Genomic DNA, 16,882 nt, shown 5'->3' on the forward strand with positions numbered 1-16,882 from the left:
GACCCAAACGATTACCCCAATGGGTGTGATACACGGGACACGAACAGTCCATGCGATACTTCGACCTCGTCCTCACGTCGGAACACAACGGGATTCACCCGGTCGACGCGGAACTGTCCCGTATCGACGGGGTCGGACGCGAAGCGCTGCTCCACATCGACTCCTTCGGCGACGGCACCGGCGTGTTGCTGTACCGACTCAACGGCGACCGGGACAGCGTCGTCGAGGCAGTCAAAGCCCACGACTCCGTCATCAGCTACGACGTACTCGACGTCGAGGCCGAAAACACCTTCCACCTCTACGTCCACGTCCACCCGGGCGAACCCGCTGGCACCCTGATGGCGCTGTGTTACGAGTTCGCGCTCATCATCGACACGCCCATCGAGTTCACCGACCGCGGCGGCGTCCTCGTCACCATCGTCGGCACCCACGACATGCTCCGAGAGGCGCTGAAGGCCGTCCTCGACCACATCAGCGTCTCGATTCAACAGGTCGGCCAGTACTCTCCCGGAACACGGGACATGCTGTCGATGCTGACCGACCGCCAACGGGAAGTGTTCGAAACCGCCGTCGAGATGGGATACTACGACATCCCCAGACAGGTCAATCAGGGCGAGTTGGCTGACGAACTGGGATGTGCCCCGTCGACGGTCGACGAACACCTCCGGAAGGCCGAATCGAAGATGCTGTCGGCGCTGCTCCGGTCGACGGACCCAGCCTAGCTCCTCGCGCTCCGACTCCACTTCGTTCCGTCAAAAAGCCCGATGAGATGATTGTGAACCGGGGTCGGAGCGGAGCTGCTCTCGATTCGAATCCCACGCTCGGCTTTCGTCTCACGTCGTTCGGCAGAAGAAGCCGGAGGAGGGCTTACATAACAAGGGTTCAAAACCTTCATTGAGCTGCAGCCTGTAGTAGCAGTATGCCAATAGCTGACTTTTCTCGTGAACTGGAGAGAGTGAGCGAAAACATCGAAGCCTCTGACGAGATACTAAACCGGAACAAGGACCTGATTCTCAACTACAAGCAGGACCGTGTACTCGACGGATTGAGCGAAGCCACCCTACTGCGGAACACGCAACGGCTCAAGAAGGTGGCTGAGCAAGCCGAGAAACCATTTGATGAGATGGAAAAGCGGGACGTGAAAGGGCTGGTGACGTGGGTACACGAACAGGATTACACCGACGAAACGGTTGATACCTACAAATCTGTCATCAAGGCGTTTTGGAGTTGGCTGAAAGACGCCGAACAGGACGAAACGCCGCCGGAAGTGAAATGGATTAAACTGAGCAACGGCAACGGGAACGGTGATACGCTCCCGAAAGACTTGCTCACCAAAGAGGATATAGAAGCTCAAGTCAACGCCGCGAAAAACCCCCGCGACAAGGCGTTTATTTACCTATTATATGAAACGGGTGCCCGGATTGGGGAGCTAATCGACCTCACAGTCGGGGATATCGAAGACCGGGCGAACGGCAAGAAAGTCGTCATCGAAGGAAAGACCGGAGCGCGTCGGCTCCCGCTTGTTGAATCGGTACCCCACCTCAACAACTGGCTGAATAAGCACCCGAACCCGGAGAAAGATGCCCCACTGTGGTGCAAAATCCAACAGGGAGGCCCGACCAAACACCTGAACCCAAACAACGTTGACGACATACGCGACATACATGGAATCGGTCCGTCCCGAGCAGAACAACTGAACGACGCTGGCATTGAAACGGGCAGGGACCTAGTGAATCACTCAGCCGAAGACCTTGCAGACATAGTGAGCGTCAACGTAACAACCGCTGAAAAGTGGCTTCGGCAATTCGACTCAGACGCAACCCTCACGTCGGAAATGAAGCTCGGCTACCGCTATCTTCGTGAGAAGATTCTTGCGGCAACAATGGAACGTGCCGGGATTGACAAACCCTCAAATCCGCACCACTACCGACATTCCCGAGCATCTTACCTTGCGACAGAAATGACGGAAGCGCAACTGTGTGAGTGGTTCGGATGGGTTCAGGGCTCAGACGTGCCTGCGAAGTATGTCCATCTCTCGGGCCGTGACATCGACAACGCTTACGACGAGATGCATGGGTTGTACGAACCCGACGAGGAAGAGGAAACTCCCGACGTTGTTGAGTGTGACCGCTGTCAAGAACTCAACGAACCGAGCGCTTCGTACTGTATGCGATGTGGATTTGCGCTTGACCAAGAGACTGCTGCTGAATTTGAGGAACAGGCCGAACAAGATGTGAAGGAGGACTACCGTGACACGGAGCCCTCAGACACCGAGACTGTCGAGTTGCTCGATGCTTTCGATGATGCACTTGATGACCCAGAATTCAAGGAAGAGCTTCTCAAACGAATATCTGATTAGTTTTGTCCGGTGATATAAGACATGACTTGGTATCATGCGACTTGAACCGTTATTGTGATTGTCATCGCCTATGGAGTTCCTTCTGCTATGAACAGCGAGGAGGAGATTGATTATTTTGGCCTGCTCATCTACGGATTCCTTGCCCTCTTGGTAATTTCCCTGTCGTTTGGTATCTTTGGTGTATCTAGTTGGTTCTTTGATGGAGAAGAAATCGCTGCACTCACCGCGTTTGCAACAGCTCTCACTGGATTCACATCAATAATTCTAATCGGCATCTATAGAAAACAAACCCGGATTTTTAGACGTCATGGGGAAATTTTGGAGAATCAAACTGAGCTCATGGAATTGGAATACACCCCAGATATATCGCGTACATCTGGCCCTTCATTCAGTGGAGATACCGTTTGCGTATCCTTATCGAATGTGGCTAAGGGCTACGCAAATGACGTCAGGCTAACCACTCGTATTGAATTTGAAGGTTCTCTCTCTTACTCCTCCCCAGTGCAAGGCCACTCTCCACTCAATAAATCAGAGGGTGAAAATCAGGAGGAAGGGACGAATTCACTTGCACCCAATGAAGAAACAGAAGTTGAAGCACCTGCTCTTCTCTCAATAGATGATGGTGAACAGAGAACTTTCAGACATGTTGTCGACAATCTTGCTGCAGAAGAAGTTGAAAAAATACGAGTGAGTATGGAAGCAGAAGCTAAGAATAGTGCAGGGGAAGTCGTTACCTCATGTGCTATTCTGCCGGAGGACCACTTCTATGCAGATATTAGCGAATGTGAAGCTCACGATTTAGAAGAAGTGCATAAGTCATCTACTCCAGCCCAATAGCTAAGGCTTCCCGAGCAACAATATCGATTCATGTCTAATACCAGGAGCTATCCAGACTTTTTCGTCTCTAATCGGATGGAAAAGCCAGGTCGGGGGGAAGCCCAGTGGGAAGTATGGCAGAATATAAAACGGTCTCTAAGTACTGACTGGGCTGCTGGATACTATAATTATCCAATTAGAGACGCACACAATCGATTTGAACACGTCCCAGACATTTTCGTTCTACATGCTGACCTCGGGATATTGGTATTCACTTGCCGACGTTACACTATTGATGATATTGACACGGTTACAAATGAGAGGTGGGAAATTTCCGGCGATGCAGATTATCCTCTCTCAGAAGTCGTAAATCAGCTCGCGCGGATACATTCACAGATTACTGGGATTCCGGAGACGATGAGTCTTGCTGGCAAGATATCACGAATTGCTGCCGTTGCCCTTCCAAATATTACACACGAGGAATGGGCTGATGCAGATTTTCCGGAAGTAAATGGTTTGATTCTGTTTGAGTCAGACCTTCAAAATAGTAATCTCTACGAGCGGCTGGAAGAAGAAAAAGATGGGGAGAGTATAACAGAAGACGAATTTAAAACGGCAAGACGGCGGATTAACCAGGGAGATATACTTTCATCAAACCGCGAACCAATATCTGAAGATGAGCTACTACACACAAAGAAGAGTTTATACCGAGCTGCTACATGGGGATTCGACCTTCGCGAACAGGACAAGCAGCAGGAACAGATTGGGTTACATATTCCTCCGGGCCCCCAGCAAATCCGTGGTATTGCGGGGTCAGGGAAAACCACTATAATGGCCAAAAAGGCGGCAGTAATGCACACTCAACGACCCGAATGGGATATTGTCTTCACATTTAATACGAGGAGTCTATATCAAACGATTCGGAAGGCAATTGGAAGATTCTATAACGACCTATCAGATGGAGAGGAATTTGGAGATAATCTTCGCGTCTGGCATGCTTGGGGACAAGACCCATCTCGGACTGGGCCTGATGAACAGCACAAAGGGTTATATCGCGAAATTGCGAAACGCGCGGGTATCTCTCCATATCGACTAATACATCAAACACCTGGGAACCCCTCGTTAGAAGCACACTGTAGGGACCTTTTGGAGGCTGATGAGGATATTCCTCAGCTCTACGATGCTATTCTGATTGATGAGGCTCAGGATTTCGGACCGAACTTCTATAGGATGTGTTATGAGGCACTCAAAGAGCCTAAGCGATTGATATGGGCCTACGACGAAGCACAGAGTCTTAGTAAACTATCTGCCCCAAGTCCAAAGACGATATTTGGGGATGAATACTCTGGTGACGATGGTATTGATATGAGTGGCTTCTACGAAGGAGGGATAACAAAGAGTTTTGTCATGAGACAATCTTATCGGACGCCCAGAGAAGTGTTAATGGCGGGTCATGCCTTGGGTATGGGTCTTTACAGAGATGATGGAATTGTGAATACTCTCACCACAAAGGATGACTGGAGAGCAATTGGTTATGAGGTTGGAGAGAATAGTAATTTCTCTGATATAGGAAGCGAAATCCGCATCCGTCGAAACAGGGACTTGTCACCTCATCCACTTCAGAGCCATGTTGAGCCTGGCGAGCTGATTGAAAAGTCATTCTGTGATAGCTTTGAAGCTGAAATTGAGAAGGTTTCTCAGCAGGTCATTAACGATATTGAAGAAGAAGAGCTAGACCCAGAACAGATATTAGTCGTCTGTGTTGGGCCATACGACTACTCCTCTGAGCCATCAAATGAAACGGCACGAAATGTTCGTGCCGCTCGCATCGCGAGCAAATTAAACTCATTAGGAGAAGACCGACTAGAAAGAGATGATTCCCATAATTTAGCCCATATCCCAACTTCTGGAAGTCGAGATGAGTTTTGGCAAGAAGATAGGGTTACTATTTCAGGAATAAATAGGGCAAAAGGAAATGAAGCAGCTTCGGTGTACATCGTTGGGTCGGAACAGATTCCAAAATCTAATTGGGAAAGAGTTTTGATTGAAAACAATAATTTACTATGGCGTGATAATTATGCACAAGTCCGTAACGAGATTTTCGTCGGAATCACGCGCTCCGAAGGATGGTGCCACATTTCTGGAGTAGGCGATACCGAGAACGACTTCTTGAGAGAAGTAGATGAAGTTCTCAGTATCGTCTCCACTGATGAGCCTGAATTGGTTTTTGCCGCTCCGAACCCGAAGGATATGGATGGTAACATTTCTTTAGATGATTCTGTTCCACGAGAGATTGATTACTTCTCAGAATCCTAATAGTCCCTTACAGACCAATTAGGAAAGGCCCGTCTGGTTATTTCTGATAAGCGAGTATCTCTTTGAGCAATCTCGATTGTGGTTACCACTTCAACATTTCTTAAGGTTCTCTAGCCCACCACACTACGGCTCGTGCCCCGACTTTTTTTGATTGCACTTTATTTTGGTCTTGAAGTTCATGTAATCGCTGGCGGACTGCTTCACTCGTACATCCAAAGTGTTCCCCTACCTCCTTTGCAGTCAATACCGGGTCATCCGATTCTCGCAATACCTCAAGTACAAGCTCGGTTGAGATTGTCGAGACGTATTGTCCCTGTTCGTTTCGCTCGCGGTCATCAGTCATAATCACGGATACGAACCCTCGCCATTTAACCCTATTGCCACGAGACAAAAGGCTTAATACCTATTGCCACATAGCAATAGGTAGAGACAGACCGGTTCCTCGGGGCGCTCCGTTCGGAGGAAGTGCCCGCGTGCTAGGGACACGCGAGCCGGGTTGTCTCGGTTGACACAACCCATGACCGACTACAATACTTCCGAAGTTGAAGGTACCGACCTCGAACCCCGAACTGAGCGCGCGCTCACCGAGTACATGACGGTGCTCTCACTGGGTGGTGATATCTACAGTGTGACGACCCAGAGTGGTTCCGAGTACCGCGTCGACGCTCGTGAAGGTCGCTGCACTTGCCCGGACCACAGGCACCGTGACGTCCGCTGTAAGCACCAGCGCCGTGTCGCCTTCGCAGTTGGCGATAGCGCGGTCCCATCTGGCGTCGAAGAAGTTGATGAGCAGCTCGGTGAGCACGTCGAAGAGTCGCCTCAGATAGCCGCTACCGACGGTGGCGAAGTCATCAGTGGGCACTCCGAGGAGAGGAGCGAAGCAGAGTACACCTACCACGTTGAGCCGCCGGAACAGGGTGGGGCGCGGTACGTCCGGTGCGAGGGCTGTGGGCGCGAAGTCATTCCGGCCGACCCGGACCTAATTCAGCATCCCAACGAGTGTCCCAACAGCGAGTAACTCACTCAGTGCTCGTCTCCATAACGAGCTGGCGCAGTTCTGATTTGGATAGCGCGTCAATAGAGACCTGTTCTCCAGATTGAGTGTAGAATATCGACGGGCGTACCGTCCGTTCAGGATACATATCGGTGAGGACGTGGTAGTAGACGCTCAGTTGCTTCCGGTATTCCGGCTCAGCATGGCGGCTTCTATCAGTTTTGTAGTCGATGATTTCGACAGTATCTGAAGTCAGATGGAGTAAATCGATGACGCCAGAAAGAGTGACTCTTCCCCGCTCAGTTTCGAGAGGTAGATACGCATTCTCTTCCGCGTGGAGTTTGCCAGGAAGGGAATCGAGAAGAGATTTCACGTGTCTCTCATCAGCATTCCGTGGGTCTACATCTGCCCCGAGGCAATACTGCTCGGCGTATTCATGCACCCGAGTACCAAACTCCATTCCCTCTCCGCCTTCGACCTCCTCGTAGACTGTTTCGTCCATTAGCGAATGAGGGGAGTAACCTTCAGGACCAATACCGTCCGGGAGAGAGATTTCTAACACCTGACCCTCGTCTTTCGAAGTATCGAAGCTTGGCACGTCTGGGTCGCCAGATTGCACATCCACAGGAAGTTCTTCAAGGAACGTATTCGGGTCATCACCGGCAGTAAATAGGACATGACTCTCTGCACGAGTAATCGCTACGTAGAGCAGCCGTCGTTCCTCATCGTAGTCCCGTCCTAAACACCTACGGAGTACATCTACCCTCCAGTTGTCGTAAATATACGGCTGCCCGTGTGCTTCAGAGTACGTTTTGCGATGCCTCAGCCCCGTGGCATCGTCGTACATTATCGTCTGGCTTCCACCACTTGATGGGGGGAAACGCCCGCTATTCATATTCGCCACAATAACGATTGGATGTTCGAGACCTTTCGTGGCGTGTATAGTCTGGACGGTGACCGAATTGTCCTCCGCACTCGTATTCACTTCGTGCGTGCTCCCGTGTTCGATACCGTTTGCGATGAATCGAATGAGGTCTCCGTGGGTGAGTGTCGTCGTCTTGCGGATAGACTCGATAGTATGCAGCAGCACATCAGCGCGCGGACCAGTGAAGCCATACCGTTCGAATACCCGACGAACTACGCCCCCGAGGGAGTCAAGCGATGTGAGGGTATCACGGAACGCCAGCATCTCGTCGGGATAGGATTCCGTTTCGAGGATGTGTTTAACCTCGTCAAGAGTGTATCCAGCACGCTCTAGGACCGGTGCCCAACCTCGTTCTCCATCGTGTTCGAGAATACGAAGCCACGCCAGAAGCAGCTTCGCCTGGTCTGTTCGGAAGAGTTCGATACCGCCCTCGTAGGCCATCGGAAGCCCGTGGTCGTCTGCAACCTGTTGGAGTTCCCGGCCGAAATCACGTGTTCGAGTCAGTACTGCGATGTCACGATACTGTGGAAGGCGAAGGTCCCCGTCGTCATCTTCAACGCGATACTCGGGACTTCCGACGATAGTATCGATAGCCGTTAGAAGTGCTTCGTGCTCGTCCTCGTGTTGTAAGGCCCGAATGGTAGAGTTGTCATGGTCGGAATTCGAGTTGAGGTGGACGATACGATTGCGTACGGATTCGACATCGACTGAATCATATTTCGCTGCTGGAACGACCAAGCTCTCCTCGGAGAAATCCAGTATCGTCTGGGTCGACCGATAGTTCTCTTCGAGTTCGATATTCTGGACCGATGAAGTGTCATACTCTACCCGTTTGTGGTCACTGTTCAATTCTGATGCGAACTGTGATAGCCGGTCACGAAACTCCAAAATGTTCTCTACAGCAGCATACTGGAACGAATAGATACTCTGCTTCCAGTCACCCACGACACAGATGTTGTCAGTATCAGCTAAGAGCAAGGCCAATTTGAATTGAATCTCACTAGAGTCCTGAAACTCGTCGACCATCACGTAGTCGAACCCGTGTTGCTCGCGAAGGTGGTGGTCTTCACACAACAGGACGAATGCGAACAGTTGGAGGAATCCGAAGTTCAGGTAATTACGAGAGAGAGCGAATTGGAGGTACTCGAAGTACACGTCGTGGACAAATTCTTTGAGCGACTCTCGGTCCTCATCGAACACTCGGAGAGCGAGTTCCTCCGGAACCTGCTTCCCATCACCTCGGATTTCATCTTTCGGAGGCGCATTCGGTAGATAGCATTTGTTCTTTCCGTAGCGATAGAGCTTCGACCGAAGCCGTGATTGCTTGCTCCCCTCGTTGCGTGGGGTGTTCATCTGGTCGAACTGCTGTTTGAATTCGGAGTAGTCACCATCGAGGTGGCTCTCACTATCACGATACCACCCGTCTTTCGTTGGAAAGACTCCCTTGGCAGCGAGCTCGTTAATGAGGTCGAGCAGCTCGGTGGGGTCAGATATCGTTCGGAGGATATTGCTGTACTCGGGATGGCCATCGGTGAATTGCTCGAAGAACTCCTGAAAGAGAGCCTCCTCAACGAGGTCATCCTCGATTATTCGGGTGGTGCTCGGAATGTGGTCGTCAATGCCGAGGAGGGATGGAGCGTCGAATCCGTGTTCCTGAAGAATATCATGACAGAGACTGTGGAAGGTCTGAATTGGTGCATCAGCCAGTTCAGCCATACTGTAATCACAGTGGCGGACTATGCGGTCTTTCATCTCACGGGCCGCATTCCGAGTGAAGGTAATCAATAGAATATCATCCGGCGAGCTATCCGTCGTATCGAGAATATTTGCATACCGGCGGGTGACAGCAAACGTCTTTCCCGTGCCGGCTCCGGCGTCTACGAGATACGTACCGTCTGTGTTGTTGATGAGCTTTCGCTGCTTTTTATTCGGCTCAGGACTACCGTCGTCATCATCTGACGCTCTTCTCATCGCCCGTCCTCCAGCAGAAGGTCGCGGTGGTTGACGCGCCGGTAATTCGGTTCGTCTACGAGGTCAGCGATAGGGAAACGCCCCTCACCAGCTCGACGGGCATTAAGCTCCTGTAGACGTTCCCGGATGAATTCCTCGAAGGCATCAAGTTCATCTTCGAAATAGTTCCGATTCCGGATACGCATGAGGTCCCGCATCGCCTGCTTGCAGCCATTTTCGACGTATTTGTAGTCTCCTACGACATCCTTCATTTTGCTCGTGAACACGCGTCCGAACTCCGATTCGATGAGTTCGTCCCTGTCCCGAGTAGCGGGGAAGTCGGAGTCCTCGAACACGGCTGCATAGTCCTCATAAGACGATTTCGAGAGTGTCTTCTGACAGTCGTTCGACCCCTCATCCCGCAGTTGCTCGTAGGTTTCCTCGCTAGCAATATACTCGACGTAGGGAATTGGATAGTACTGGACGGTGGTAAGCGTATCATCCAAGTTTGCGCTGCCTTGGACAATGTCGTCAAGGTTCTCCAAGAAGTGGACGAAGACGAATTCAAGTTGCTCGTTGGGATGTTTCGTCCGCTGATGAGCGAGGTACAGGATAGCCTGGAAGTTGGGTGTGTCCGAGATATCGTCGATTGAGGAGTTCTTGACCACCTGTGTCGCTGACTTTTTTGACCCACTCTTGTAGTCGACCAGCCGATGCGATGATGCTACGAGGTCGATTTTGCCCTTTGCACCCAGGTCTTCGTTGTCGAACCACTGCTCCGAGATGTCAGCGCCAACAGCTCGGTCGAAGTGTTCAGCAAACGCGTTCTCTTCACGACGTCTGCTGTTGATAGCTAACTGGTCTGAGTCAGGTGCATGTCGGTCGAGAAAGCTGATGATGTTCTGTAAGCCTGCTCGGTATCGCGTTCGATGAACCCGTTCGTCTATATCGCGAACGAACGGCTCCATCTCGGCGACCATCAACTCGGCTAAGTCATCGATATCCTCAGCAGAAACCGCATCCGGATGATGGACATAGAACTCAGCGAATTCATGGAAGAGGTTTCCTTCCCGGAAGTAATCCTTGTCCGGCGAGTCGACTATTCGGTCGAAAAAGTAGTCTCTGGGTGAATTGACGTAGGTACTGAGACTAGACTGACTGATGGTTGTGAGTTCGGTTGCAGAGACTGGCCGCGATTCAGCCTCAAACGGCTTTTCGGAAGGACTCTCCTGAGTGATATAACGCTCTGTGCTGAGGTCTGCGAAACGGGAGTACGACTCCTCCAGAAGTTCCTCGAAGTACAGACACGGCGTTACGGGGCTACCTCCCACGGTGTCCCGAATGAGGTAGTATTGCGAGGCTCCATTTTGGAGCAGGAGCTGAAATTGCCTGAGATGACGGTCGAATTCAGTTTCGCGGTCCACCCATGGTCGTCGGGGAGGAGTCCTTGTCCAGTCGTCATCTAACCCGATATAGAACACGAGTGGACGGTCAACATGGGTCGCGGATTTGGCATCGGCAAGAAGGACACCTTCATTCTCGCGGTCGATGGGAACCTCGTATGACTGTAGGTAGAATGCTAAGTCGTCAACCCTTGCTTCGGTGACCGTCTGGGATGCGAGGCCAAGCGTTTCCAGCTCTTCGTGAAACGCCCTCAACTCCGTATCATCAAGGAGTGCTTCATACTCTTCGAGCGCTGTCTCGAACGTTAGGTCACCAGCTTCGACACTGTTACACCAGTCGATAAGCCAGTCACCTTCAGGAGCATCAAGCCTGTGCAGACGCTTCTCTTCGTGGTCAGTGTCTACTTCCCGTCCTACGTGTTGAAGGACCGGTTGGACGTCGGAAACACGGACGTCGTTCCCCCGGAAAGCGATGCGGAGGAGTTGTAGAAATGCCCGATGGTCAGGCTCATCAAGGAATCCTGGACCACCATAGAATGGGATATCAGCAGCGTCTAACGCCGATTCAATCAGGGGAGAGAACTCGCTACCCGCATCGAGGACGATTGCGACCTCATCGGCAGTCTGCTCATCGATTGTGGAGAGAATCGCGTTGATAATGTCCGCAGATGTGTCGAAGAGACTGAACGGTGGCTGGTCGAATTTCCCGTCAGTGAAGCGGTCGACAGTATCGTAGTCAGATGGCAGAATTGACCGCTCCAACTCGGTCAATTGGGGGTACCCGATGACAGCCAAGTCTGTCGTTTCATCGATTTCGTGGTCAGTGAGATATCGAGAGGTCGTGTCGAGATGACGGACGTGCTCAACAGCCTGTTCGACAGCAGCATTATCGAACTGGTCGTACTCCAGAATACCATCCGGTTGGGCGGTATATTCCCAGCAGTGGATGATTTCTTCGCCAAGGTAGGCCGCCTGCTTCCAGGAAAGGTCTGTCTTGTGGAGCAGTTCGAGAAAGGCTGTCCGCTCTTCGACTTGCTCACGTCGCCCGGCAGCTAATCTCCGAGGAGTCGTCGCAAACGTTCCCAGGTGGGGGCGGTCCAACTGTCGGCTCAGTGCGCTGGCAAGAGGTGCGTCCGGAACAAGAACGAGGTCGTATCCCTTGACGTCGTCATAGAGAGCAGGAAGGGACTTCGCCTGCTGAATTGGCACAGTACCATACTCCTAGGTTTGGCGGATAAGCTTATCCCCAGAAAATGACCGAATACGGATGAGGTCTCAGGTCTGACAGAGAGGCTGAACAACTTTGAGGTGAGGTGACCATCGTCTGTAACACTAGCCAGTATTTTAACTGATGCCTACTTTTCTGAAGACATATGAGCGACGCCTCACCGGAAGCACCGAGTGAAGAAGGAGAGCTACCAACGATATTCGATGCTTGTACGCCGCGTCAAGACGTTCTTATCGGTGAACTCGCAGAGGACCAGTTTGCAGCCAGTCTCGCCGATGTTGCTCACTCTGACGATGCACCTGATGTTTATTCTAACCCGGAGCTGTTCTTCGAGAAGACCTTCCCAACCGACGGATTACAGGAGCTTTTAGGACGTCTTGCGACTCGTTTCGTCTCCTACTACAACGACGAATATAGTGGAACGAACGGTGTGTTGCGTCTCGACACCTCATTCGGTGGAGGCAAGACCCACAACCAGATTGCTGCCTACCATCTGGCTGAACAACCAGATGCAGTTCCTGACCTCTCAGATTTTCTCGACGACGAGGGAGTTGCCGATAACTATGGAGAAGCCGCCGCTCTTGGTCTCGACGTGAATACAGCGGTCTTCGTTGGCACGCACGTCGATGGGACCAGTGCTCGATGTGACTATACCGACCCGAATGCGCCAGAGACGAAGACGATGTGGGGTGAGCTGGCGTACCAACTCTTCGGGCAGGAGGGCTACGAATTCCTTCGGGAAAACGACGAACAGCAGTCTCCCCCGGGAAGCCAGAAGCTCGAACGGCTCTTTGACAGACACGATAATCCGTCACTGGTCCTCATCGACGAAATCGCAGCGTATCTCGAACAGACTGCTGCGGTTGAGGTGGGCGACTCGACACTCGCCAAACAGACGAATACCTTCCTGATGTCGCTTCTCTCGGCGACACAGAACACTGACCAGCTCACTGTCGTGCTGAGTATCGCAGACACGGCTTTCCACGACCGGGCTGAGGATGTCAGAGGATTAGTTGCGGAGACTATCTCCGAGTTCAACAGCATCACCGACCGTACAGAGGGCTCAATCACGCCGACTGAGGACGAGGAAGTGGCGTCTGTTCTCGGCCATCGATTGTTTGAGGACGTCCCGGACGCTGCCCGTGAAGCGACAGCCGACGCGTACGCCTCCTTCTACAACGGTGACCGGGAGTCGTTCCCAGAACATGCGAGTTCTATGGAGCATCGTGAGCGGCTGGCTGAAAGCTATCCAATTCATCCGACCGTCATCGACACACTCACGGAGGAACTCGACTCACTCCCCTCGTTCCAGAAAACTCGCGGAGCCCTTCGACTCCTCTCGCGGGGTATCCACCAGCTGTGGAACTCTGATGCTGACGAGGACGGACGCCACTATGTTCGGCTGTTCGACCTCCACCCGTCCGATAGTGACGTGTTCACGACGCTTCTTCGGTTGTTCAGCTCGGTCGATATGGACTTCGAGGCGGCCATCAAGAACGACATCTACTCCGACGACGGGACTGCGCACGCCGAGGAAGAAGACCGGAAGTGGACGACCAAGGGACATCCACCCCTCGGGACTCATCTGACGACGACTATTCTCTGGAAGAGCATCGTCAAGGGAGCTGACGGACGCGGGACGACACGCCGTCCAATTCGACACGCCGTTGCTCATCTCGACGTGGAGCTCGCACACTACGATGACGCATTGACCAACCTCCTCGGCGGCGGTCGGCAGTCGGCGTGTTTCTTCCTCCACGGAGATGCGGGCGAGAAGATTCAGTTCAAATCGGAAGCGAACCTCACTAAGACTATCGACTCCGTCGTCGACCGACTGAAGGAGGGCTTAGCCCGTCGTCATCTGGAAGAAGCTCTCGAATCTGCACTCGGTGAGGGAACCCTCAACGTGATTGTCGGTCCCGAAGAGCCACACAAAGTGCCTGACGTGGCTGACGAAGCCCATCTCTGTGTGATGGACTTCGATACGGTGAGCGTTCACGACCCGGAGGACGTTCCCAGCGTTATCCAGACCCTCCACGAAAACACTGCATCGTCCAGCGGTGGGCAACACTCCCCGCGCGTGTATAAGAACAATATTGTCTTCCTCGCCGCTACCGGGGACGCAATACGCGACGCCGAGCGCACTGCACAACGAGTAGCCGCTATCAAGCACATACAGAACAACCTCGGCGAGGAGTTCGACCTGAACGAGAGACAGCAAGACGAGCTGATTGAGCGTCTCGACAAAGCCAAAGGAACGCTCGACCAAGACATCAAGAAGGCGTACACCCACCTGTACTATCCCAGCGACGGCGGTCTCGCCCATCGCCGGATTACCACCGACACAACCATCCATCAGGCTGTCATCGACAAACTGGAGGAATCGGGGAAAATCATCCCCGAGGGCGAAGGAGCATACGGTGTCGAGTGGTTCGAGAAGACGCTCTGGAACAAGGGTGCTGACTCGATGACCACGCGGGCTCTCGAAGAGCAGTTCGGCAAGCGAACGAGTGTTGAGGACGACTCTGGAAACGTTCACGACGTCGAGATACTGCTCTCTCCGATTCCGTTGCGGAAGACAATTGCCCGGATGGTTTCCGAAGGCGAATATACGTATTGGGACGGTGAAGCCAACACGGGCTATTACAGCGAGGACACGACTCTCCACGGTCATAGTAGCGACCTCAGCGATGCGACCAACCTCCAGACCGGGCTCGACTACCGGGACGTGAAGCTGGCAAAGTCACACCGCGTGTACGACTCGGTTGAGGAGCTCGTCGAGGAGGTCGACGTCGACTGGGACACGACGATTACCTGCTCTGACTGCGGACAGACCTTCGACTCACAGGAAGCCTACGACGAGCACGATTGCGATATCGCTGAGAAAGTCACCTGCGACGAATGTGACGATACTTTCGGCTCACAGGAGGCGTATCAAGACCACCTCCCTTGCTCAGTCGAAAGCCTGTTCCCAATGTCAGCGAGTGCGTCCACATCGTCTCCGTACCACGTGCCTCGGGCTCTGAAGGAGATGCGAGCGGACATCGATACGGCAATTGAGCGAGCCCGGTCGGAGTACTCGGGGCACCCAGATGAGATAATAACGGCAGTCGAGGGCGTCTGGATTCGGATAGAGGGTGCCGACGGGTGGAAGGGCGCGTGGTTCACGGCGGACAAGCTCGGCGACTCCGACGAGTTCGCAGAGCACACGCTCGTCAACTTCGACTACACCGCTTACGACGAGAGCGAGTCGATGGTGGATATCACCTACCGGGGTGACCCGTCAGCGTTCGCAGACCACTTCCGGTTCAATATGGAACCGGAGGACTTCTCGACGCCCGACGGTGAGCGGACAGCCGAAGCCGACTTCAGCATCGAGTTTGACGGTCAAGACGACCCGATGTTATACGGGGAAACGTTCGAAGCCCTCGACGACTTGCTCGCCGTGGACAACGCGTTCACGGTGACGATGGAAACGGAGGTTGAAATACGAGCCCGCGACCAAGGAGACTCGTAACTATGAGCAAGGGTCAGGGCTTCATCGAGGGCGAGTCTTTCGCGTTCACAAGCGGTGTCTACGGCGACCGGCCGACGTTCATCCTCACTCGGAACCGCGAGGACGACCGAGCGGAAATCACGCTGTACGAACTCGCGCCGAAAGAAATCGCCACGGCACGACAGGAGCGGTTCGACCAAGTTCACAAATCGACTCAGGTGACGACCGTCGAGCTGGGCGAAGCCATCGTCGGGGGAGAGACTCCTGCTGACCTCGACGGTGACGACCTCGGGCACGACTGGGCGGACTGGTGTGCAATCAAAATCGCCACACTCCGTGGGAAGCGGTTCAACGAAGTGAGCTACCTCATCCAGTCGACGCTCCGGGAAGCCGGGCTGGAGCCCGAAACCGTCTGTACGGGTGCGCCAGCGAGCCTATCGCTTCCAGAGGCCGCTGGTGTGCGGTTGTCGATTGCGTTCCGGGCGATGAAGCACGTTCAGCGACGGGATAGACTCAGGGAGATAGCTGATGGTATCTCCCAGATGAGTCTGGGGGAGTGCTACTACTGGCACGCGAAGGCAAGGTCACCGACCTCGCCAAGTGGGGTGAAAGCACTGCGAACATTACTAGCCGGCCATATTGACTAGTTAAGTCGTGTAGAATTCACTAAATAAAAATTAAATCAAAAATCATATTCCAAGCTCTTCACTAAGAGATTTTATAGCACTTGCTACATTTTTTTCAATAGTAGTGCCAGTAATAATTATTTTACCACTTGCAAATATTAGCATCACTAAATCAAAATCTTCTGGCCGGTAAATTAAGCCTGGAAATTGCTCGGGTTCGTACTCCACATTTTCCATACCCAACTGAACGAGCGTTTCATTTAGATTTATTGAGGAACTGAGTTCTTCGAGAAATACAATATTTTGGATGTTGAACGAAACATCATTAATATCGGATATAGCACCAATCTCTTCCAGAGCCTGTAAAAATTCCATTTTTAATTTTCTTAAATTTTGGAAGTTTGACCCACCTCGCAAGATGTATTTTCCAGTTCGGTATAATATAACTGTCCCTCGCTCTTCAAACCGGATTAAAAGTTGCCAAGAACCTCCACCTGAAAACTCAGACGATAGTGTCTTATTGCTGAACAGCTCCGATTTTATTGCTTCTAAGTTGAGTTCACGGTTTAGGTCTCCTCCAGCGACGATGTTTACCATCTCTACCATTAGTTATACCAGAACCCGCAAGGCAATTCACCGTTCTGGTTGTGTGGGGTCATGCAGCAGCCGCTTTTTTATCGGAAGCGTGGTTACCAATAAGCCCATGCGTAGAAAAAGGAGAACCGAAGGTCTTACACCGGCAGTTGTTATGCGTGTTAACAATTGAGTG

Annotated in this window: 10 protein-coding genes; 7 read left to right on the top strand and 3 right to left on the bottom strand. The window is 52.4% G+C overall.

The annotated features are described in order from the left end of the window. Positions 1–50: 50 nt before the first annotated feature. The 5 genes from NMP98_RS06265 to NMP98_RS06290 all read left to right on the top strand — a co-directional run bounded on the left by NMP98_RS06265 (position 51) and on the right by NMP98_RS06290 (position 6,509). On the top strand, positions 51–722 hold the full coding sequence (locus NMP98_RS06265; RefSeq protein WP_254860677.1) for a helix-turn-helix domain-containing protein: 672 nt from the start codon (positions 51–53) through the stop codon (positions 720–722). Positions 723–919: 197 nt separating this feature from the next. Then, positions 920–2,359 (top strand): tyrosine-type recombinase/integrase, encoded by a 1,440-nt coding sequence (locus NMP98_RS06270; protein ID WP_254860678.1) that lies wholly within the window; start codon positions 920–922, stop codon positions 2,357–2,359. Positions 2,360–2,446: 87 nt separating this feature from the next. Then, on the top strand, positions 2,447–3,196 hold the full coding sequence (locus NMP98_RS06275; RefSeq protein ID WP_254860679.1) for a hypothetical protein: 750 nt from the start codon (positions 2,447–2,449) through the stop codon (positions 3,194–3,196). 75 nt (positions 3,197–3,271) lie between these two features. Then, entirely contained in the window at positions 3,272–5,491 is a 2,220-nt protein-coding gene (locus NMP98_RS06280; protein WP_254860680.1) for a DEAD/DEAH box helicase, read from the top strand. A gap of 517 nt (positions 5,492–6,008) precedes the next feature. Next, positions 6,009–6,509 carry a DUF8118 domain-containing protein gene (locus tag NMP98_RS06290; RefSeq protein WP_254860682.1) on the top strand — a complete coding sequence of 167 codons (501 nt, stop codon included), beginning with the start codon at positions 6,009–6,011 and terminating at the stop codon, positions 6,507–6,509. A gap of 1 nt (position 6,510) precedes the next feature. Here the strand turns inward: NMP98_RS06290 and NMP98_RS06295 are convergent, their stop codons facing one another. Beyond that, on the bottom strand, positions 6,511–9,381 hold the full coding sequence (locus NMP98_RS06295; protein WP_254860683.1) for a UvrD-helicase domain-containing protein: 2,871 nt from the start codon (positions 9,379–9,381) through the stop codon (positions 6,511–6,513). Continuing rightward, positions 9,378–11,972, bottom strand: a complete 2,595-nt coding sequence (locus tag NMP98_RS06300) for a PD-(D/E)XK nuclease family protein (RefSeq protein ID WP_254860684.1) — start codon at positions 11,970–11,972, stop codon at positions 9,378–9,380. Before NMP98_RS06300 ends, NMP98_RS06295 begins: the two co-directional genes overlap by 4 nt. A 164-nt stretch (positions 11,973–12,136) precedes the next feature. Here NMP98_RS06300 and NMP98_RS06305 point away from each other — a divergent pair, with 164 nt between their 5' ends. Continuing rightward, positions 12,137–15,508 (top strand): ATP-binding protein, encoded by a 3,372-nt coding sequence (locus NMP98_RS06305; protein WP_254860685.1) that lies wholly within the window; start codon positions 12,137–12,139, stop codon positions 15,506–15,508. A 2-nt stretch (positions 15,509–15,510) separates the two neighbouring features. Then, entirely contained in the window at positions 15,511–16,134 is a 624-nt protein-coding gene (locus NMP98_RS06310; protein ID WP_254860686.1) for a DUF7680 family protein, read from the top strand. Positions 16,135–16,176: 42 nt separating this feature from the next. Here the strand turns inward: NMP98_RS06310 and NMP98_RS06315 are convergent, their stop codons facing one another. Further along, on the bottom strand, positions 16,177–16,719 hold the full coding sequence (locus tag NMP98_RS06315; protein ID WP_254860687.1) for a TATA-box-binding protein: 543 nt from the start codon (positions 16,717–16,719) through the stop codon (positions 16,177–16,179). Between the last annotated feature and the right edge of the window lie 163 nt (positions 16,720–16,882).

The sequence above is a fragment of the Natronomonas gomsonensis genome, from assembly GCF_024300825.1.
Classification (GTDB): Archaea; Halobacteriota; Halobacteria; order Halobacteriales; family Haloarculaceae; genus Natronomonas; species Natronomonas gomsonensis.

Coding starts and splice junctions, on each gene's coding strand:
- NMP98_RS06265 (WP_254860677.1), top strand. CDS start 51: ATGCGATACTTCGACCTCGTCCTCACGTCGGAACACAACGGGATTCAC.
- NMP98_RS06310 (WP_254860686.1), top strand. CDS start 15,511: ATGAGCAAGGGTCAGGGCTTCATCGAGGGCGAGTCTTTCGCGTTCACA.
- NMP98_RS06275 (WP_254860679.1), top strand. CDS start 2,447: ATGAACAGCGAGGAGGAGATTGATTATTTTGGCCTGCTCATCTACGGA.
- NMP98_RS06305 (WP_254860685.1), top strand. CDS start 12,137: ATGAGCGACGCCTCACCGGAAGCACCGAGTGAAGAAGGAGAGCTACCA.
- NMP98_RS06280 (WP_254860680.1), top strand. CDS start 3,272: ATGGAAAAGCCAGGTCGGGGGGAAGCCCAGTGGGAAGTATGGCAGAAT.
- NMP98_RS06295 (WP_254860683.1), bottom strand. CDS start 9,381: ATGAGAAGAGCGTCAGATGATGACGACGGTAGTCCTGAGCCGAATAAA.
- NMP98_RS06290 (WP_254860682.1), top strand. CDS start 6,009: ATGACCGACTACAATACTTCCGAAGTTGAAGGTACCGACCTCGAACCC.
- NMP98_RS06315 (WP_254860687.1), bottom strand. CDS start 16,719: ATGGTAGAGATGGTAAACATCGTCGCTGGAGGAGACCTAAACCGTGAA.
- NMP98_RS06270 (WP_254860678.1), top strand. CDS start 920: ATGCCAATAGCTGACTTTTCTCGTGAACTGGAGAGAGTGAGCGAAAAC.